This is a genomic window from Cryobacterium flavum (assembly GCF_900103805.1).
GTDB classification, from domain to species: Bacteria; Actinomycetota; Actinomycetes; order Actinomycetales; family Microbacteriaceae; genus Cryobacterium; species Cryobacterium flavum.
The window spans coordinates 76,987-95,363 of sequence record NZ_FNIB01000003.1 but is presented as its reverse complement, the minus strand read 5'-3'; the positions used below and the strand labels follow the sequence as shown (position 1 = coordinate 95,363).

Genomic DNA, 18,377 nt, shown 5'->3' with positions numbered 1-18,377 from the left:
GGTGAACAACGACCGCAGCATCCGTGGTGAGATAGGGGGATGTTGCACCGAACCGCGCCCGAGCACCGTTTTGTTCCGTCCCTGGACGGCGTGCAGCTGGCCACCTATGAGCTCGGAGATCCCGAGAATCCGACCGTTTTCGTCGTGCACGGCTTCGCGTCGAGCGCGATCGCGAACTGGCACGCCACCGGCTGGACTCGCGACCTCACCCGCGCCGGCTTTCACGTGATCGGCATCGACCAGCGTGGCCATGGCGCAAGCGACAAGCCGCACTCCCCCGACGCATACACGATGGAGCTGCTGGTCGGCGACGTCGAGGCCGTACTCGACGCCTACCTGCTCACCGAGGTGCGCTACGTCGGCTACTCCCTCGGCGCCCGCGTCGGCTGGCAGGCCGCCCGCGAAATGGGTGGCCGCATCACGCAGGCGGTGCTCGGCGGCATTCCCGACGGCGATCCGCTGAAACGTTTTCAGATAGCGGATGCCCGCGCCCACCTCGAGCACGGCACCGAAGTAACCGATCGCCTCACCGGCATCTTCCTCGAGATGGCAAAGGCCCAGCCGGGCAATGACCTCGCGGCGCTGGTTGCCTTGGTCGAAGGAATGCGTGGCGGGCCGCAGCCCGGACCGACCAACGCGCCGAACCAACCGGTGTTGTTCGCGACCGGAAGTGAGGACAGCATTCTCGATGCATCCAGGGCGTTGGCCGAGGCCACACCGAACGGTGGCTTCTTCGAGGTTCCCGGCCGCAACCACTTCAACGCGCCCACGTCACGGCCGTTCCGCGAGGCTGCGATCGAGTTTCTGAAGGCTTAGCTTCTGAAGGCTTAGCTTCTGAAGGATTAGCCGAGCGACACGGTTCCGTCATCGTCGACGTGCCAGCCGGGGTTGTGCGCAATCTCCCAGATGACGCCGTTCGGGTCGGCGACGTGGCCGTGAAAGATGCCGCCGAAGGCGCCGTCCTGGGCGGGCTTCAGCACGGTTCCGCCGGCGGCTTTCATGGCGGCAATCGTTGCAGTGACGTCGTCCCGGCTTTTGAGGTTGTGCGAGAGGGTGATGCCGGTCGCACCGGTGGTTGTGTGTTCGCGTTGTAAGTCTTCGTCGAACTTCCGAGCGTTGAACAGGCCGAGCATGAGGCCGGGACCAACCTGGAAGAAGGCGATCTCACCGGGAACGTCCACCAGCGGAGTCCAGCCCAGGCCGTCACGATAAAACGTGCGAACCGCCTCGAGGTCGCTGGTGGCCAGGGTGATGAAATTTACGCGTTGTTCCATGCATCAAGTCTTACAGCCCGGCCTGAGCGTGGGTCAATTGTCTGTATGGCGCTCGTGGCACTGGTTTGAGAGTTTGGCACTGGTTCAAACAGGGGCGAACCTCTCAAACACGTGCCGCGAGCGGGGGCGGACTCAGGTCGACCAGCGCACTGAGTAAGCGGATGCCGCGGCTGCCGGCATCCGCTTTCCCGGTCGCCGGACGAGCCTTTACGCCGCGGGCGAACTCTTCGACTACCGTTGTACTATGACCGCACCAGACACCGCAGCGCAGAACGAGGCAGAAACTGCCACTGCAACCAAGACATTTGCCGATCTCGGACTCAATGACGCCATGCTCAAGGCGCTTAAAATCGTCGGCTACGAAACCCCCTCGGCCATTCAGGCCGCCACTATTCCCCCGCTGCTGGAGGGCCGCGACGTCGTCGGACTCGCCCAGACCGGTACCGGAAAGACGGCCGCGTTCGCGCTGCCGATTCTGAACCGTCTCGACCTGTCGCAGAAGAACCCGCAGGCCCTCGTACTCGCGCCCACCCGCGAGCTCGCCCTGCAGGTTTGTGAGGCCTTCGAGAAGTACGCTGCCCACATGCGCGGCGTGCACGTGCTGCCGGTCTACGGCGGACAGGGTTACGGTCAGCAGCTGTCGGCCCTGCGTCGCGGCGTGCACATCGTCGTCGGTACTCCCGGCCGCATCATGGATCACCTGGCCAAGGGCACCCTTGACCTCACGGAGCTGAAGTTTTTGGTGCTCGATGAGGCCGACGAGATGCTGAACATGGGCTTCGTCGAGGACATCGAGACGATTCTGGCCGACACCCCGGACGACAAGCAGGTCGCCCTCTTCTCGGCCACGATGCCGGCGCAGATTCGCCGCATCTCCAAGAAGTACCTGCACGATCCCGAAGAGATCACGGTCAAGAACAAGACCACGACCAGCGCCAACACCACCCAGCGCTACCTGATGGTGTCGTACCCGCAGAAGCTCGACGCGCTCACCCGCATTCTCGAAGTCGAGAACTTCGAGGGCATGATCATCTTCGCCCGCACCAAGAACGAGACCGAGCTTCTCGCCGAGAAGCTGCGCGCCCGCGGCTATTCGGCCATGGCGATCAACGGCGACGTGCAGCAGGTGCAGCGCGAACGCACCATCAACCAGCTCAAGAGCGGCAAGCTCGACATTCTCGTCGCAACGGATGTCGCTGCTCGCGGCCTCGACGTGGAGCGCATCAGCCACGTCGTCAACTACGACATCCCGATCGACACCGAGTCGTACGTGCACCGCATCGGCCGCACCGGCCGGGCCGGCCGCTCGGGAGCCGCGATCAGCTTCGTCACCCCGCGCGAGCGTCGCCTGCTCACCGCGATCGAGAAGGCCACCCGGCAGCCGCTCACCCAAATGCAGCTGCCGAGCGTCGAGGACGTCAACGTGACGCGCCTGACCCGTTTCGACGATGCCATCACCGCGGCATTGGATGAGACCGATCGCATCAGCAAGTTCCGCGATATTATCGCGCACTATGTCTCCCACCACGATGTGCCAGAGGTCGACGTGGCCGCTGCTCTGGCCGTGGTGTCGCAGGGCGAGACTCCCCTGCTGCTGTCCGCAGAGGATGTTCGCGCCCAGCAGCGCATCGAACGCGACGAGCGCGTTGAGCGCTCGGAGCAGCGCGGCGACCGCCCGGAGCGTGGCGGCCGATCCGACCGCCCCGATCGTTTCAATCGCGATGACCGTGGCGGCAGCCGCGACGACCGCGGTAGCTACGGCACCCGCGACGACCGTCCGGTTCGCAGCGAACGCCCGGTGCGCTCCAGTGGCAAGCCGATGGCGCAGTATCGCATCGAGGTCGGCAAGCGTCACAAGGTGGAGCCGCGTCAGATCGTCGGCGCCCTCGCCAACGAGGGTGGCCTGAGCCGCGACGACTTCGGGCACATCAAGATTCTGCCGGAGTTCTCGCTGGTCGAGCTGCCCGCTGACCTGTCGGGCGACGTGTTCTCCAAGCTGGAGAACACCCGCATCAGCGGCAAGCTCATCGAGCTGCGGGCCGACAAGGGCGGCGCTTCACGCTCCGCCGAGCAGAATGATCGCCCGCCGCGCGCCCCGCGCCGCGAGTACTAGAACCCTCGATCGCCTGAAACGCACCCTCGTCGTTCGCGACGAGGGTGCGTTTCAGTTATGTCTCGGCCATCTCGGGGGCTAATTGAGGAAGAACGCACCTCGGGCATCCTTGGTGACCAAAAACACGCGGCACCCGTTCGACACCCGGCAGGATCTCCTGATTTGGCCACCGCGGGTCAGCTCGCCGAAACGTCGATGAGTACCTTGCCAGTGGCGCCGCTCTCGACGAGGGCGTGGGCATCGGCTGTCTGCGCCAGGTCGAAGCGGTGCAGTGGGAGTCCGGCATCCGCTCCAATGGGCAGCGCGCCGTCGACGAGTGCTTCATGGATGGCCGCTGCGGCCTGCTGCACGACTTCGATGCCGACCGTGTAAAGCAGCAGAAACTGGTAGCGCACGTTGAGGCTGAAGTGTTTGCGCACGTCGAGGGTCATCAGATCGCCGCCGTGGTTGGCGTAGACGGCGATGGAGCCGCGGTTGCGAATAACCTTAAGGTTGAGGTCGGAGTTCTGGGCGGGGGCTACCTCGACGATGAGGTCGACTCCATCGGGTGCGATGGCTCGAATTTCAGCGGCGACATCGGAGTCGGTGTACGTGACGACGTGGTGGACGCCGGCGGCTTTCGCGAGGGCCGCTTTGACCGGCCCGCTCACCGTCGTGATCACCGTCGCTCCGGCCCAGCGAGCGAGTTGGATGGCGGCGTGACCGACGGCACCGGCGCCGCCCGCGACGAGCACGATCTTGCCGTCGAGCGCGCCCGGATGCAGGCGCCGCGGCCCGTCCTCGGCCACGGTAAGGGCGCGGTAGGCGGTGACGGCCGGCACTCCGAGGCTGGCGCCCTGGTCGAAACTGGCCGCGGCGGGCAGCAGAAACACACGTTCTGCGGGGACTACCGCGTATTCCTGGGCGGTGCCGCTGTTGGCCCGCTGGTAGGCGGCGAGCGCGAGCCAGACGCGATCACCGACGGCCACGTTCGAGACTCCGGCTCCGACGGCGTCGACGAGTCCCGAGCCGTCCTGATTCGGCACCACGTCGGGAAAAGCCAGAGATTCTCCCGGTTGTGAGCCGCGCCGCGACTTCCAGTCGGTCGGGTTCACACCACTCACCATGATGCGCACGCGCACTTCGCTGGCTCCGGGTTCGGTCACCATTCGATCGACAAGGTGGAGCACGGACGGGTCACCGGTTTCGCTGTACACAATTGTCTTCATGGCAAACCCAACGCCTGCTGCGCCAATTTGTTCCCTACGGTTTCGTGCGTTCGCTCGTGGCCTCGAGATTAGTGCGAATGGTCGTCATGGTGCCGGTGAATGCCTGGTCGATATCAATGTCGAGCTTGTCCGCTAGTACGAAGGTCCACCAGAGTGATTCAGCGAGCTTGTGCTTGAGTTCAGCGGTCGCGTCTCCGTCGATCGGCCAGGTTCCGTCGTGGACGAGCAGCAACCGGCCGACGTAGCCGACGTCATTGGTGTAGCCGATGGCCATTTCGTTCAGCGGCGGCGAGCGCGGCGGCGTTCCCGCCAGGTCAGGGCGGCGAGCAATGCGGCCTCACTCTCCCGCTGCTGCCGGGCCGCGTCGCTCCGGGCGGCCCGGCGCTCCCGCCACAGCGCGACGTGTTCGGCCACGTCCCGGGTGGGCGTGACCACGGGCGGCCCACCCTGCAGCTGCCGGCGTGCCGACACCACCCGGCTGTTGAAATCCCTGAGAATCTCGGTGACCGCAGCCTCAGACTGCGCACTGTCCAGCCGCGCGTCGAGCTCGGCGTTCTCGGTGCGCAGGGTGAGGGCCAGCGGCCCGAGCCCGGTGATCTTCTCGCTCTCGACCTTCTGCCGAATCCACCAGTCCGGGTCATACCCACGCTCGAGGTTCGCGAGCGGCTTGCCCGCACCCGGCAGGTTGTCGAACTCACCGCGACGAATGGCCTGCTGAATAGCCATTTCCACGTACTGTGCGCGAGCTTCCATCATGGATTGCCCGGCAGTGTTCGGCTCGGGGTCATTGTCGGTCGGCGCGGGCGTGTCTGCCGGATCGGGCGGAAGCATCCGCTTGAGTTGGTATCGAGCCACGCTCAGTCGGGCGTCGGTGGGTGCCCCGTCGTTACGCTCCTTCTTGCCGGTCATGGCTGCCAGCCTAGATCGAGGTGGTCTCCGAGTCGACCCGGAACGCTGTTGCAGAGGCCAATCCGGCTGCCTCAGATCGCTCAGGGGGCCGTTGTTGGCATCTCACCCGCGACAAGTCAGGAAACGCCCCATGACTGGCTCCAGCGGCACTGCGAGCAATTTCGTCAGCGGATGCCGCGGCGTTCCGAACGCGCGCGGCCGCCAGCGGGTGCGAGAGGATAAGAGTTGTGTCCCACCTCGAAGCCCATGCCGTTTCCGTTTCGATCGACTCGGAGATGCTGCTCGCGCCGGTGTCGTTCGCTGTGCCGCCGGGCACGGCGCTTGCCGTTCGGGGGGCGAACGGTTCGGGCAAGACCACACTGCTGCGCCTCCTCAGCGGGCATCTGCGACCAACGACCGGCACGGCGCTACTCGATGGCCGTCCCGTCGATGAACGCAGCCGCACCGCTCGGCGCGGGATCTCGGCCCGCATCGGCCTCCCGGCCTTCGCACGCGAGCTGACCATGCACGAACAGCTGCGCTTCATCGCCACTACCTGGGGCCGCACCGGCTCCACCGCAACGGATGCCGCGGACGCTACCATGCGAGCTCTCGGCATCTTCGAACTGCGCAACCGGTTCGTGAACGAGCTCTCCTCCGGGCAGACCCAGTTGCTGGCGGTGGCCACGGCCCTCGTTCGGCCCTTCGACGTGCTCATCCTCGACGAACCGGAGCAACGCCTGGATGCGCACCGCCGGGATCTCGTTGCGGCGGCGGTGCGCCGAGAAATCGACCGTGGCGCATCCGTTGTGATCGCCAGTCACAGCGCAGAGCTGGTGGCCTCCATCGCTGGGGCAACCGTGACGCTCGGGCAACCGTGAAGCCGACGCTCAGGTCGGCGCGATCGGTGCTGGCCGAACGCCGGGCCGCTACGCCCAGCGACACCGTTTACCTGATTTACGTCTCGGCGCTCGTCACCGCCCTCATCGCGGCTCCGGCCGTGGTGGCGATCGTGCGCGGCCTGGCCCAGCCCCAGGTTGTGGCGGCGCTCAGCTCTCCGGGGCAGCGCCCGGATCGTGGGAATGATTGCGGCGCTGCTCGCCGCGGGTGCGCTGCTGCTCGGTCGCACCCGCGGTCCCGTGGTGCCGAGTCCGTTCCTCACGGAGTTTCTGGTCGGCAGCGACCTCCCCCGCAGTGCTACTGTGCTCCGCCCTTTTCTGGCGAGCGGGGCCGTGCTCGCGTGTTCGGTCGTTGCAGCGGTGGGTCTCGTGGTCGCGGCGCGGGTGGTCGGCGGCGCGGCGGCATCCGTTTCGGCGGTGCTGGTCGTGCTGGGCTGTCTCGGATTCTCCGGCCTGCTCGCCGGGCTCTGGCTGGTAGGGCAAAGCCTGCCGCGGCGTTTCACGGTCGGCCTCGCCTTCGTCGTCACGGTGACCGGCGCAACGGTGACTGTTGACGGCACACTTCCGTTCACGCCGTGGGGCTGGATCGCCCTGCTCTGGCAGGGCCTTGGGGAGCCGACCGTCTGGTGGCCGGCGCTAGCCCTCGCCCTGTCGTCGCTCGCGCTCCTGGGCGTGCCCGCGCTGCTGGGCAACCTGCGCGCAGACGAGATGATGGCGCAATCGCGGCGCTGGCAGTCCATCTCAGCATTGGTGCAGACCGGCGACGTCGCCGGGGCCTCTGGAGCGCTGCGCGACCCACCGACTCGCGGTCGACGCCGGCGGATGCCCCTGACCGGACCGTTGCTGGTGGCGATCGTGCAGCGCGATCTCATTGCTGCCGGGCGGTTCCCGGTGCGCATCGCTCTCGGTTCGATGGCTCTCGTCGGTGCCGGCTGGCTCACCGCCGTAACGTCGACGATGCCAGAGGGCATCGCCTGGATCACGGCGCTCGCCGGGGTATCGCTGGCCTACCTGGGAGTGGGCGTCTGGTGCGACGGCCTGCGAAACGCCGCCGACAACGCGACTCCGGGGTCGCTGTATGGGCGCAGCGCCCTCAGCATGATCGGTTCTCACGCGGTTGTCCCCGTTCTCGCCGCCATCACCTTCGGCTCACTGGGGGCAATGGGCGATAACAATAATGTTGCCTGGTGGATGCTGCTGGCCGCCTTCATCGTGCTCGTGCGCGTTCTGGACTGCGCCAAAGGTCCGATGCCGATCGGTCTGCTCCTGCCCATCCCGACCCCGGTGGGCGACGTGTCGATTCTCAACGCGATCGCGTGGCAAGCGGATGCTCTGCTCATCGTTCTCATCGTCGCCGGCGGTCTGACTGTGCAGGTCGGTGCGGCCGGGCCCGGGGCGGCCGGGCTCGAAGCTACCGGGCTGGGAGCTGCCCTCTGGCTGGCCGTCGCCGGGGCGCTCGTGGCAGCGCTCGCGCTGCGGCGCATCCGCGCCCTCGGGCGGTGAGCGCACTCCCGGTCTTTCAGTCCCGGTCTTTCACCCATGGGGCCGTTGTCGTCGTCTCGCAGATGCAGCGCGACTCCCATGGGGCCGTTGTTGTCGTCTCGCGCGCGAGATGCCAACAAACGCCCCATGTCCTGCCTCCCACCCCGCCGGCGGTAGCAGCGACGTGCGCTAGGCCACGTCGCGGCGCGCCGTGCGCCAGAGACCCACGAGAAGCGGCAGTCCCACCCAGACCGCGACCGAAGTAGCCAGCTGCGCCCATCCCGTCGCGCTCACTTCTGCCCCCAACATGATCGGCAGAAGCGTGACGTTCAGGTCGAGCCAGCGGGCCGGCTCCGCCAGACCGGAAATGAACAGGGTGAGAATGGTCCACACCGTCGGCAGCGCGAGATAAGCCACGATGGCAATGGGCGTACTCAACAGTGCCAGGCCGAACGCGACTCCCTGTGCGACCAGGATCAGCAGGGCCAGCGCGGCACCGCCGAGCACTGGCCAGTCCATCGCCCACGAGCCGTCGCCCCCGCGGAAGACGATACCGATGACGTTCATCAGCGCACCGGCCACGAGGGTCAGTGACATCACGATCAGCCCGAGCACACCAGCGGATGCCAGCTTTGCGAGGTTCACCCGCGTTCGCCGCGGCTCGAGCGCGAAGGACGTGAGAGCAGTGCGCTGAGACCATTCGCTCGTCGCCGCCATCACGCCGATGAGCGGCAACAGCACGAGTTGCCCCATGGACGCCGCGTTCGTCAGGTTCGCCCAGGTGAGTTCCGCGGGCGGGGCCGTGGTCAGGGTCAGGACGATGAGGCCGGTGTTGACCAGCCCGATCACGATCAGCAGCCAGAGCCCGGCCCGGGTGTCAATCTGCTTACGCAATTCCACCAGGCAGAGTCGGGCGAACGGGATGCCGTGCTCCTCGACGCTTTGTCGAACGGCGGGCTCCAGGCGCTGGGCGGGTGCGGTCAGGATACTCATGCTGCGACTTCGTCTCGCCCATGCTGGGCGGTCATGTCAAAGAACAGTTCTTCCAGCCCGAAGGCTTCGGCGGGCCGCAGGTCGATCAGCACGATGCCGCCGGCCAGCGCGATCCGCCCGACGTCCACGACGGATGCCCCGGTCGACACCCCGTCGCTCGTCGCGTCCGCCGCATGGCCGGCCGCGATCAGCTCAGCCAGCAGTCCGTCGTTGTCGAGGCTCTGCACCCGGGTTCCGGGCACCGCCAGCAGCTGGTCCGCGCTGCCCTGGGCCAAAATGCGCCCGTTACCGATGATCACGAGGTCGTCGGCCATGGCCTCGACCTCGTGCAGCAGGTGAGACGACAGCAAAACCGTGCCACCGGCATCCGCAAAGGAACGCAGCAGGCCGCGCATCCAGCGGATGCCGGCCGGATCCAGTCCGTTGGCCGGCTCGTCCAGAATCAGCACCTGCGGGTCGCCGAGCAGGGCGTGCGCGAGCCCGAGCCGCTGGCGCATGCCGAGGGAGTAGGTGCGGGTGCGGGCATCCGCTTCACGCGCGGTCAGCCCGACGTGGTCGACGATCTGCCGTACGCGGCCGGCCGGCAATCGCATGAGCTGTGCCGAGACCGAGAGCATTTCCCGGCCGGTGCGTCCGCCGTGCTGGGCACTCGCGTCGAGCAGCACGCCCACCTGGTGGCCGGGGTTACGTAACTCTCGAAACGGATGCCCGAGCACGAGACTTCGCCCCGTGCTGGGGGCGGTGAGCGCGCACAGCATGCGCATCACGGTGGATTTACCGGCCCCGTTCGGGCCGAGGAAACCGGTGACCCGGCCGGGGCGGCAGTTGAAGGAGACGTCGTCGACGGCCAGCCGGGAGCCGTAGCGCTTGGTGAGGTGTTCTGCGTTGATCATGCCTCCATGGTTGCGGCGCGGACAGCCGGGCGGATCGACCCGGGGTCTCGATCGTCTCCCCCTTTAGTCGCAGGCGGACGAGACGCGGGGTGGAGGCGGGTGGGAACGCTCCCCCATACGCTGGGACAATGATCCCCTGGCCTGCTCCCACCGTTGTGGAATCGAGCGACCGCGGGCACCCGTCCGGTTTGCGACCCTGGTCGCGTATCTGGCGGTACCTCGTGACGGCTATAACGGCCCTGCTGTTTCTACTCTTGGTCTTCGCCGATTACACCGGTGAGTTCTCGGATAGCGCAGCGTCAGAATCGGTCCTTGGCGGTCTCATCTTCCTCGACCTTCTGCTCGGCGTCGTCGCCCTCACCCTGCTGCCGCTGCGTCGTCGCCACCCGTTCGTGATCGCCTCCGTGACAGCCGCGCTCTCGGCCCTGTCGGCGTCAGCGCTCGCAGCGGCCATCTGGGCTGCCATCTCAATGAGCACCCGGCGTCGCTGGGGCGGGACTGTGGTGGTCGGCGCGATCTGGTGCCTCGCCACCGGAATCTACGAGGTGATCGTGCGAGCGCGGGTCGCCGATCTTGCGGTCTACCCGGTGCCCTGGGCATCCGGTCTGATCGCGATCGCGATCTACGCCGTCTGCGTCGCCACCGGCTTCTACATCGGAGCGCGCCGGGACCTGCTAATCAGTCTGCGCGAGCGTGCCGAGAACGCCGAACGCGAGCAGGCCCTGCGCGACGAGTCGGCCCGGGGCACCGAGCGCACCCGCATCGCCCGCGAAATGCACGACGTACTGGCCCACCGCATCTCCCTCGTCGCCCTGCACGCCGGCGCACTCACCTATCGCACCGATCTCACCCGGGACGAGACGGCGCAGGCCGCCGGCATTATCCAGGACAACGCCCACCTCGCCCTGACCGAGCTGCGACAGGTACTCGGCGTGCTGCGCGGCGGGCAGACTGGCGACGGCACGGCCGAACCCGCGCAGCCCACACTCGCCGACTTGCCCAAGCTCATAGCCGAGGCGCGTGAGGCCGGCACCGCGATCACTCTCCAAACGACGGATACCTCCGTCGCGGCCTGGTCAGACGCCGCCGCCGGGCCGTCGAAGACAGTCTCCCGCACCGCCTATCGCATCGTGCAGGAAGCGCTCACCAACGCCCGCAAGCACGCGACCGGCCAGCCGGTCACCCTCTGGATCGAGCACTCCGGCGACCTGCTCCACCTCGACGTGCGCAATCCGATCGATCCCCGAGCACGCGCCGCCAGCCCGCCCGGAAGCGGCGTCGGCCTGATTGGCCTGCAGGAGCGCGCCGACCTCGTCGGTGGCCGCATCCGCCACGGCATCGAACCCAATGGCACCTTTCTTCTGCAAGCATGGCTGCCATGGACCTGAGCGTGCGAGTAGTGCTCGTTGACGACGACGCCCTGGTGCGCACCGGTCTGCGCCTCATTCTGGGCGGAGACCCGGCGATCGAGATCGTCGGGGAGGCCAGCGACGGCCACGCCGCGCTCGAACTGATCGGCCGGGAGACCCCCGATGTCGTCCTCATGGACATCCGCATGCCGCTTCTGGACGGACTGGCGGCCACCCGCGCGCTGCAGAAACGCGGCGACCCCGCCAGGGTGATCGTGCTGACCACCTTCGACACCGACGAAATGGTGCTCACCGCCCTGCGGCACGGTGCCGCAGGTTTTCTCCTCAAGGACACCCCGCCGGCCGAGCTCGTCGCAGCGGTGCGCCGGGTCGTCCACGGAGAGCCGATGCTGTCGCCGAGCGTCACCGCTCAGCTCATCGCGACCGTGATCCGTGCCCCGGATGACCGGCAGCAGCGTGCTCAGACCGTGCTCGGCCAACTGACCGAACGCGAAACCGAGGTGGCGATCGCGATCGGGCGCGGGCTTTCGAATGCGGAGATCGCCGCCGAACTGTTCATGGGCGTCGCCACGGTCAAGACGCATGTCGGGCACCTGTTCACGAAACTCGACGCCGCCAACCGGGTGCACATCGCCCGCTGCGTTCACGATGCCGGCCTGGTCTGACGCTCGCCGCCCGAGCACAGGGCGGTGCCTGGTACGTTGCAGGCATGAGCGAATCCACCGCGCCGACTCCAGAGCCGCTGCCTGCAGGCTGGCTGCGACTGGACCGGGCCGGTTGGTGGGGCACCTTCGCGGTAACCCCGCTGAACGGCATCATGCTCGGCATCGTGCCGATCAATCTCGGAACCACGACCGCTCGAAGTTTCGATATCTCGATCTGGTGGGGTTTCCTGATGGCCCTCGGAGCCATCGTGCCGGTGTTCCTGGTGCTCTACCTGGTGCAGCGACTGCGCTACCCGCAGGCCTGGGTGAGCTTCGACAGGAACGAACTGCGGGCCGGCCGCCGAGTCGTGCCGCTGGCTGACATCGTGTGGGCCCGACTCGAAATGTTCGACCGAAAGCGCGCCCACACCCGCATGCTCACGCTGCGGTTCGGCGCGGAGAGCGGGCCACGGGCATCCGTTCGCCTGCGCGGTCGCACCGCACAGACGCTGCCGACCGCGGTGACCGACATCGTTGCGGAGATCATCCGCCGGTCGTCGATTGCCGTTCCGCAGACCCCCAATGACCCCACCGGGCGCTTTGCCCGCTACAACTATCCCGGTTCGCTCGGCCGTGCTGACGCCCTCGAGGTCGTGCTGAACCCACCGACCATCGACGATCCGGCCCCGGTGCTGATCGCCTAAGCGGATGCGTCGGCTTTCGCCGCATCGGAGGCGGCGGCCTCGTCGCGTTGCGCGTCCCCGGGCGCGTGCGGCAGTTCCGGCTCGTCGGGCGGCAGCGCCTCGGCGGCCAGTTCGACGCGCTCCTCCCCCACGGCTGCGATGCCTCCCAGAATCAGGACCCCACCGAGCAGTTGCAGCGGCGTCAGCACTTCGCCCAGCAGCAGCCAGGCGAAGAGCGACGCGAAGATAACCTCGAGCAGGCCCACGAACGAGGCGAGCCTCGACCCGAGAATTCCCGCCGCCGTGATGCCGGCCGCATAGGCGATCGCGGTACTGATAGTCGCCAGGGCGAGCAGCGGCACCCACCACGGCACGACCGTGCCGAGCAGGGACAGGTCACGAAGCGATGCGGTGAACGGGAGCAGGCCGGTCAGGCCGAGCAAACCCAGCACACCACCCCCGACCAGCAGCCCGAACGCCGCCAGCGCGATCGGCGGCAAGCCTTGGGCAGGGCGGGCGGCCACCACGAAGAACACGGCGCAGGCGATGGCCGCGCCGAAGGCGAACAGCACTCCCACCGGATCGACGGCCCGAATGGCGCCGGGCCCGATCACGAGGAGCAGCCCGCCTACGGCGAGAGTCGAGCCGAGCAAAACCGTGCGGCGCGGCATCCGTTTGGTCGTCACCCAGACAAAGCCGACCAGAATTAGCGGTGCGAGAAATTCAATGAGCAGCGCGGTCGTGACCGGAATGGTCTGCAGCGCGGCAAAATAGGCCAGTTGCGTGCACGCAACACCGACGATGCCCATTCCGAGCACCCGCCAGCGGCCCAGCCACAGGGCAGCCCAACGCCCGCGCAGCGAATACAGCGCGAGCGGCAGCAGCACGAGCCCGGCGGTCAACGCGCGGGCTGTCACGGCCGCCGTCGGTGACCAGCCGGCCTCGAGCATCGGCTTGACCAGAGCGCCTGATGTTCCAAACGAGATGGCGGCAAGGGCGGCGACGATCAGGCCTCCCGGCAGGGACGAGATCTTCATGCTTCTCCTTCGGACGACACGGGCCCGTCATGGTCTAAACTGGCCTACGCCACTGACAGTAGAACCGATTTGTTAAGGAGTCAACTTGCATTTTGCCCCTGACACTGAGGAGGCTCTCGAATTCGTGGTGCTTCTGGGCGACACCGATCCGGGCGCTTCGCGCAGTGGCCGTGACGAACTCGAAACGGTCGCCGACCTCGCCGCGCTGCTCGCGCCGATTCCGTTCACCGGCCGCATCGACGGCAACGATGCCGAACTGCTCGACGTGCGGCAGACCCGCGCGCTGCTTCGCCGGGTCTGGACCCTCGACCGCGATGATGCGGTCACCGAGGTCAACCGCATCCTGCGCGAGGCCAGGGCCCTCCCCCAGCTCGCCCGCCACGACGTGTCGGACTGGCACCTGCACGCGACGGTGCCCGAGGCACCCCTCGGCGAGCGGATGCGCGTGGAGGCTGCCCTGGCACTGATCGACGTGATTCGCAGCGACGAAATGCGGCGCCTGCGAATCTGCGAAGCGGATGACTGCACCGGCCTGGTTCTCGACCTCTCCCGCAATGGGTCTAAGCGTTTCTGCAGCGTGCGCTGCGGTAACCGCATGAACATGATCGCATTCCGCGAGCGTCAGGCCGTCGGAACTACTGCTGCGGTCACTCCTCGCGCATGCGAATGACGACGTTACCGATCTTTTGGCCGGCCGCCACGTACTCGTAGGCTTCACGAATCTGCTCGAGCGGGTAGCTTCGATCGATCACCGGCCGAAATTCACCCGAGGCGACCAGCCCCTGCAGAAATAGGGCGTCCTCGCGCGTGTCCCGGGGAATGGGAAACAGCACTCGCTTCCGGCGCAGCAGGGGCGTTGTGAGCGCCAGAACCGGGTTCTGCCACAGGGTGCCGAGCTCCGACGAAACATAGATTCCTCCCGGAACGAGAAGTCTCCGGCACCGTCCGAAGGAGCTCTTGCCGACAGCATCGAGCACAACGTTGAATTCATTGTCGAGGCCGGTGAAGTCCTCTCTGCGGTAATCCACGACTCGTTCGGCGCCGAGCGATTCCACGAGGGCCAGATGGGCGGTGGCACAGACCGCGGTGACACGGGCGCCGAGTTGCACCAGAAGTTGCACGGCGGCCGACCCGATACCTCCCGTACCGCTGTTGACCAGCACATTCTGCCCGGCCGCGACCCGTGCCGCGCGAATCATGTTGAGCGCGTAGTGGGCGCCCTCGATGATCGGCGCTGCCTGCTCATACGATGTCCCGGCCGGGATCTCGGCAACGAGCCCGGTCTCGGCGATGGTCAGATACTCGGCATGGCCGCCGAATTTCACGCCGTTGTAGCCGAACACCCGCTGGCCGACTGCGAATGCGCTGACGCCGGTACCGACGCCCATGATCTCGCCGGCGAATTCGCAGCCCAGAATCGTCGCCCTGGGCGCTCGCAGTCCGCTGAACAGCCGCACCACGAGGGGTTTGCCGCTGAGAAACCCGCAGTCCGTGCGATTGACCGTGCTGGCAAAGACCCGCACGAGCAGGTCTCCTGCATTCGGCACCGGAGGCGACGCCTCCTCGACGTGCACGAAGCTCGGGGGTCCGTAATGGCGGTACACGGCGGCTTTCATGCGGCACAGCGTACTCTCGAACGACAAATTGCTCTCGATCGACCGCGGGAGCGACGCCGGCACATCCATTAAGGACAAGATTCCGTTAGTCTTTTAATTGCTTTCAGAAGGAATTACGCGAATCTCGCCGATAACCAATAGCGAATTCCCGTGCCAATCCTTGACCCATTCGCGGGTTAGGCCTAACGTGATATGCGAATACATAGCTAGGTGAATAGGGTACGTGAAACATTGGGGGGTTCAATCGTGATTGGATTAGCTAAACGGCGCGCTGTGCGGCCAGTCTGGGCATGGCTGGCACTGGCACTGGCCCTGGTAGCAATACTGGGCTTTACGTCGTCTCCCGCAGCACAAGCTTTACCGCCGGGGCCACCGTCGCACACTTTGCCTCCCCCCGGGGATGGAACGGCACACAACGACGCGCTCGGGAGCCAATTCGACGAGCAGCTCAATCTGGCCCTGCAGTACATGCGCACGGCCGCAGACGAGTCCACGTACTTCGACATGGCTGCTGCAGAAGAAGCCGGGGCATCCGCTGCCACTCGTGAGATCGGTAGCCTGATCAATCAGCTCGCGGTCTCGCAACGCGGAGCGAGCGAGAACCAAATGACCACCATGCTGAGCGTTCCGATCTGGGGCAATTGGTGCGGTCCGGGCCACGGTGGCGGTAACGCTGTCGACGTGCTCGACTCCATCTGCCAGACCCATGACTATTGCTACGCTGCACGCGGCTATTTCGCTTGCTCGTGTGACCGCCAGATTGTTCTCGACATTCGCAATAACATTTATCGTATGACGTCCGGAGAGCGTGTTATGGCCGCTGCCGTCAGCACCTACTTCACCTATTGTCTGTGTAATCCGTTCGCTTAAGACGGGAGAATTCGCATTATGTCTACCGCCCAAACATCCGGCCGCAATTCGAATGAGACCAACCGGCCCGTTGCCACCTGGTGGCTCATGGTTTTGGCGCTCATCGTCGTGGCACTCATACCGGACTGGACCGAATCGGGAGCCAACAGACCCCTCTGGCTCTTTGTGGTTCCCATCGTTTTGGGCCTGGGCGGTGCGGTGTTCGCGGTACGCACCCGTCACTTCTGGTGGGCCATCGTTTCCGCCGTCTGGGGATTCGCCCTGATCCAATGCCTGATCCTCGTCGTCACGCTGGCCAGCGGCCCTTGACTCGAGTCACCGCTGCACGCGTGGCGACCGCAAGCGTAGTCTGGACAAACTGCCCAAACGCGCACCCGACAGACAAGGCTTCACATGCTCCCGCTCACCGAAACGGATATCCGGGCCGCGTTCATCAACGCTTCCTTGAGTGAGCGCAAGGCGGTGACCCTGCCGTCAAACCTGGCAACGCTCGCCTGGGACAAGCTCGACTATCTCGGCTGGCGTGACCCCAAGGCTCCCGGCATCGGCTACATCATCGCCCTGCTCGATGACGACCCGGTCGGGCTACTGCTGCGCGAGCGCAAGGGAAAGATGACTACGCGACCGCAGTGCTCGTGGTGCAATGACGTGCAGCTGCCCAATGAGGTGGCGTTCTTCAGTACCAAACGCGCGGGGCAGGCCGGGCGAAACGGCGACACCATCGGCATTCTGGCCTGTGCCAATTTCGAGTGTTCGGTGAACGTTCGCAAGCTTCCCTCTGTCGCCTACATCGGCTTCGACGTTGAGGCCGCACGGCAGCAGCGCATCGAAGCGCTGGGCGAGCACGTACGCAACTTTCTGCAGGACGTGCGCGACGGCTAGTGAGGTGCGGAGTCCTCCGAGCTGACAGTGAGCTTGTCGTACTGGCCGGGTATGAGTGCAGGCTGAGCCGAGTCGTCGGAGTTCCGGCGGGTTGGCCACGAGTCAACTCAGCAAAGTCGATCGCCGCGGTCGAACATCGCACTCGGGCATCGGCGACGCGGAACGGCAGCAATGCTGATGGGCGGTGACGTGGGACATGCGCGAACTTTCGGTACGTATTTGTGACGAGAAATCGCTCATTACTTCTACACCACCACGTCGGAACTAAATCGCTGCGGCGATGAAATACGAGCTGCTATCAAGTCTTGTGCCTTAGCAGTGGTACCAGCGTCGATAAATTCGGATCAGGCGGTCAAATTTAGTGCTGAGAATTTATCTGAGTTTCTCTCGCTTTTGTGTTCGATTTGCGGTAGAATGGGTGTCAAGGAGGCAATGGCGACCATGTTCATGGAAAACCCGAGCGAGGCCAGTTCGAACCCCGTCATTGCCGCGGTGGAGCAGGCTCGGGATGCGTTGCTGGCGGCGTTGAGCGGGGTGTCCTTCGGGCTGCTCGGTGATGAAGAATCGCTGAGCATGCTGCTCGCGATCGAGAGCGTGGGCCGGGTCGTCGACGGTGCCCGGGTGCTCTCCACGTCCGATGTGCTGCGCCGCTCCGAATACTTCGATGCCGCCGCTGCAAAAAGCGCCGCCGAGACTGCGGTTGCCCAGGCGTCGTCTGCCCAGAGTGCCGACCGGAGTGCCGACCGGAGTGCAGCTGAGAGCGATGCTGAAGCGCAGGCCGTGGCACCGGACTCCGTGGCACCGGAGGCTGCTGCGGCTTCTCCGAGCGTGGCGTGTGCGGCGGCGTCTCTGGCTGCGCCGACGCTGGCCCGTCGGCTCGGCTGCCGCAGCGGCGTCGAGCTGGTCTGCACCCTCGCCCGCCTCTCTCGCTCCGAAGTACGTCAGCGGGCCGTGCTCGGTGAGAAGGCTGGGCAGCGGATGCTGCTCGGCCGCCCGCTGGCCCCCACCTACCCGGTGCTCGGGGAGGCCCTGCAGGGCGGGGAGCTCGGCCTGGAGCAGGCCCGGGTGATCGTGCAGGTGCTCGACGGCCTGCGCTCCTCCGTGCTGGTGGAGGACCTCGACCGGGTCGAACGCTCTCTGGTGGCCAGCGGCTCCGGTGCGATCATCCCCGAAACCGAGGGGCTCCCCGGTGCTGGCATCGCGTTTGCGCCGGAGTTGCTGCGGCAGCAGGGCATCCAGTGGAAAGCTCGCCTCGCCCCCGACGGCAGCGCGCCCGGCGAGGCCCCGACCGAACGGCGCAGCTGGCTCACCTTCGGCACCCTCAATAACGGCGGCTACAGCCTCAACGGCTGGTTCACCACCCTCGACCGCGCCATCATGAGCAACGTTTTCGATGCGTACCTGTCCGCCGCCGCGGCCAACCCGGTCCCCGGCGCCGACGGCGCCGCGACCCGGGCGTCCGGCACGGCCCGAGTCTCCGACGCCCCTCCACGTGCCCGGGTCGCGTTCCGTGAGACCGACCTCG

At 66.3% G+C, this 18,377-nt stretch carries 20 protein-coding genes; 12 read left to right on the top strand and 8 right to left on the bottom strand.

The window, feature by feature from the left end; all coding sequences use genetic code 11:
* The first annotated feature begins 39 nt into the window (after positions 1–39).
* Positions 40–816, top strand: coding sequence for an alpha/beta fold hydrolase (locus BLS91_RS04750; RefSeq protein ID WP_092339596.1), 777 nt, complete (start codon positions 40–42; stop codon positions 814–816).
* A gap of 26 nt (positions 817–842) precedes the next feature.
* Here the strand turns inward: BLS91_RS04750 and BLS91_RS04745 are convergent, their stop codons facing one another.
* Positions 843–1,274 (bottom strand): VOC family protein, encoded by a 432-nt coding sequence (locus BLS91_RS04745; protein WP_092339595.1) that lies wholly within the window; start codon positions 1,272–1,274, stop codon positions 843–845.
* A 244-nt stretch (positions 1,275–1,518) separates the two neighbouring features.
* Between BLS91_RS04745 and BLS91_RS04740 the strand changes: the two genes are divergently transcribed.
* Positions 1,519–3,387, top strand: coding sequence for a DEAD/DEAH box helicase (locus BLS91_RS04740; RefSeq protein ID WP_092339594.1), 1,869 nt, complete (start codon positions 1,519–1,521; stop codon positions 3,385–3,387).
* Between the two features lie 176 nt (positions 3,388–3,563).
* Here BLS91_RS04740 and BLS91_RS04735 read toward each other — a convergent pair whose 3' ends face one another.
* From BLS91_RS04735 to BLS91_RS04725, 3 genes are read right to left on the bottom strand one after another with little or no spacing between them, the layout of a single operon-like run.
* Positions 3,564–4,595 (bottom strand): NADPH:quinone reductase, encoded by a 1,032-nt coding sequence (locus BLS91_RS04735; RefSeq protein ID WP_092339593.1) that lies wholly within the window; start codon positions 4,593–4,595, stop codon positions 3,564–3,566.
* Positions 4,596–4,629: 34 nt separating this feature from the next.
* Positions 4,630–4,869 (bottom strand): nucleoside triphosphate pyrophosphohydrolase family protein, encoded by a 240-nt coding sequence (locus BLS91_RS04730; RefSeq protein ID WP_174775009.1) that lies wholly within the window; start codon positions 4,867–4,869, stop codon positions 4,630–4,632.
* A gap of 5 nt (positions 4,870–4,874) precedes the next feature.
* Positions 4,875–5,504, bottom strand: coding sequence for a DnaJ family domain-containing protein (locus BLS91_RS04725; protein ID WP_241983196.1), 630 nt, complete (start codon positions 5,502–5,504; stop codon positions 4,875–4,877).
* A gap of 227 nt (positions 5,505–5,731) precedes the next feature.
* Here BLS91_RS04725 and BLS91_RS04720 point away from each other — a divergent pair, with 227 nt between their 5' ends.
* Together BLS91_RS04720 and BLS91_RS04715 are read left to right on the top strand one after the other, a co-directional pair.
* Positions 5,732–6,364: an ABC transporter ATP-binding protein gene (locus BLS91_RS04720; RefSeq protein WP_092339592.1), complete on the top strand. Its 633-nt coding sequence runs from the start codon at positions 5,732–5,734 to the stop codon at positions 6,362–6,364.
* Between the two features lie 195 nt (positions 6,365–6,559).
* Positions 6,560–7,885, top strand: a complete 1,326-nt coding sequence (locus BLS91_RS04715; protein ID WP_134505364.1) for a hypothetical protein — start codon at positions 6,560–6,562, stop codon at positions 7,883–7,885.
* A gap of 168 nt (positions 7,886–8,053) precedes the next feature.
* On the opposite strand, the gene BLS91_RS04710 is transcribed toward BLS91_RS04715, so the two are convergent.
* Together BLS91_RS04710 and BLS91_RS04705 are read right to left on the bottom strand one after the other, a co-directional pair.
* The gene (locus BLS91_RS04710) at positions 8,054–8,857 is read right to left on the bottom strand and encodes a hypothetical protein (protein WP_092339590.1); all 804 of its coding nucleotides are present in this window, start codon (positions 8,855–8,857) and stop codon (positions 8,054–8,056) included.
* Positions 8,854–9,750: an ABC transporter ATP-binding protein gene (locus tag BLS91_RS04705; protein ID WP_092339589.1), complete on the bottom strand. Its 897-nt coding sequence runs from the start codon at positions 9,748–9,750 to the stop codon at positions 8,854–8,856. Before BLS91_RS04705 ends, BLS91_RS04710 begins: the two co-directional genes overlap by 4 nt.
* Positions 9,751–9,878: 128 nt before the next feature.
* Here BLS91_RS04705 and BLS91_RS04700 point away from each other — a divergent pair, with 128 nt between their 5' ends.
* Genes BLS91_RS04700 through BLS91_RS04690 form a run of 3 tightly spaced genes read left to right on the top strand, consistent with a single transcriptional unit; the run spans position 9,879 to position 12,468 of the window.
* Positions 9,879–11,138 carry a sensor histidine kinase gene (locus BLS91_RS04700; RefSeq protein ID WP_092339588.1) on the top strand — a complete coding sequence of 420 codons (1,260 nt, stop codon included), beginning with the start codon at positions 9,879–9,881 and terminating at the stop codon, positions 11,136–11,138.
* Positions 11,129–11,785, top strand: a complete 657-nt coding sequence (locus BLS91_RS04695) for a response regulator (protein WP_092339847.1) — start codon at positions 11,129–11,131, stop codon at positions 11,783–11,785. The genes BLS91_RS04700 and BLS91_RS04695 overlap by 10 nt, the downstream gene beginning before the upstream one ends.
* A gap of 44 nt (positions 11,786–11,829) precedes the next feature.
* Entirely contained in the window at positions 11,830–12,468 is a 639-nt protein-coding gene (locus BLS91_RS04690; protein WP_092339587.1) for a hypothetical protein, read from the top strand.
* Here BLS91_RS04690 and BLS91_RS04685 read toward each other — a convergent pair.
* Positions 12,465–13,484: an EamA family transporter gene (locus tag BLS91_RS04685; RefSeq protein WP_092339586.1), complete on the bottom strand. Its 1,020-nt coding sequence runs from the start codon at positions 13,482–13,484 to the stop codon at positions 12,465–12,467. The two genes, BLS91_RS04690 and BLS91_RS04685, sit on opposite strands and share 4 nt — an antisense overlap.
* A gap of 85 nt (positions 13,485–13,569) precedes the next feature.
* Here BLS91_RS04685 and BLS91_RS04680 point away from each other — a divergent pair, with 85 nt between their 5' ends.
* Complete coding sequence (locus tag BLS91_RS04680) at positions 13,570–14,154, top strand: CGNR zinc finger domain-containing protein (protein WP_092339585.1); 585 nt, start codon at positions 13,570–13,572, stop codon at positions 14,152–14,154.
* On the opposite strand, the gene BLS91_RS04675 is transcribed toward BLS91_RS04680, so the two are convergent.
* Complete coding sequence (locus BLS91_RS04675; protein WP_092339846.1) at positions 14,132–15,100, bottom strand: NAD(P)-dependent alcohol dehydrogenase; 969 nt, start codon at positions 15,098–15,100, stop codon at positions 14,132–14,134. The genes BLS91_RS04680 and BLS91_RS04675 overlap by 23 nt on opposite strands.
* Before the next feature lie 384 nt (positions 15,101–15,484).
* Between BLS91_RS04675 and BLS91_RS04670 the strand changes: the two genes are divergently transcribed.
* From BLS91_RS04670 to BLS91_RS04655, 4 genes are all read left to right on the top strand, one after another.
* The gene (locus tag BLS91_RS04670) at positions 15,485–15,970 is read left to right on the top strand and encodes a phospholipase A2 family protein (protein ID WP_092339584.1); all 486 of its coding nucleotides are present in this window, start codon (positions 15,485–15,487) and stop codon (positions 15,968–15,970) included.
* 18 nt (positions 15,971–15,988) lie between these two features.
* A complete protein-coding gene (locus tag BLS91_RS04665; protein ID WP_092339583.1) occupies positions 15,989–16,279 on the top strand; it encodes a hypothetical protein in 291 nt (96 codons plus the stop codon).
* 84 nt (positions 16,280–16,363) lie between these two features.
* The gene (locus BLS91_RS04660; protein WP_092339582.1) at positions 16,364–16,852 is read left to right on the top strand and encodes an FBP domain-containing protein; all 489 of its coding nucleotides are present in this window, start codon (positions 16,364–16,366) and stop codon (positions 16,850–16,852) included.
* A gap of 432 nt (positions 16,853–17,284) precedes the next feature.
* Positions 17,285–18,377 (top strand): DUF222 domain-containing protein (locus BLS91_RS04655; RefSeq protein ID WP_208859933.1); only part of this gene is annotated, 1,093 nt, incomplete at its 3' end.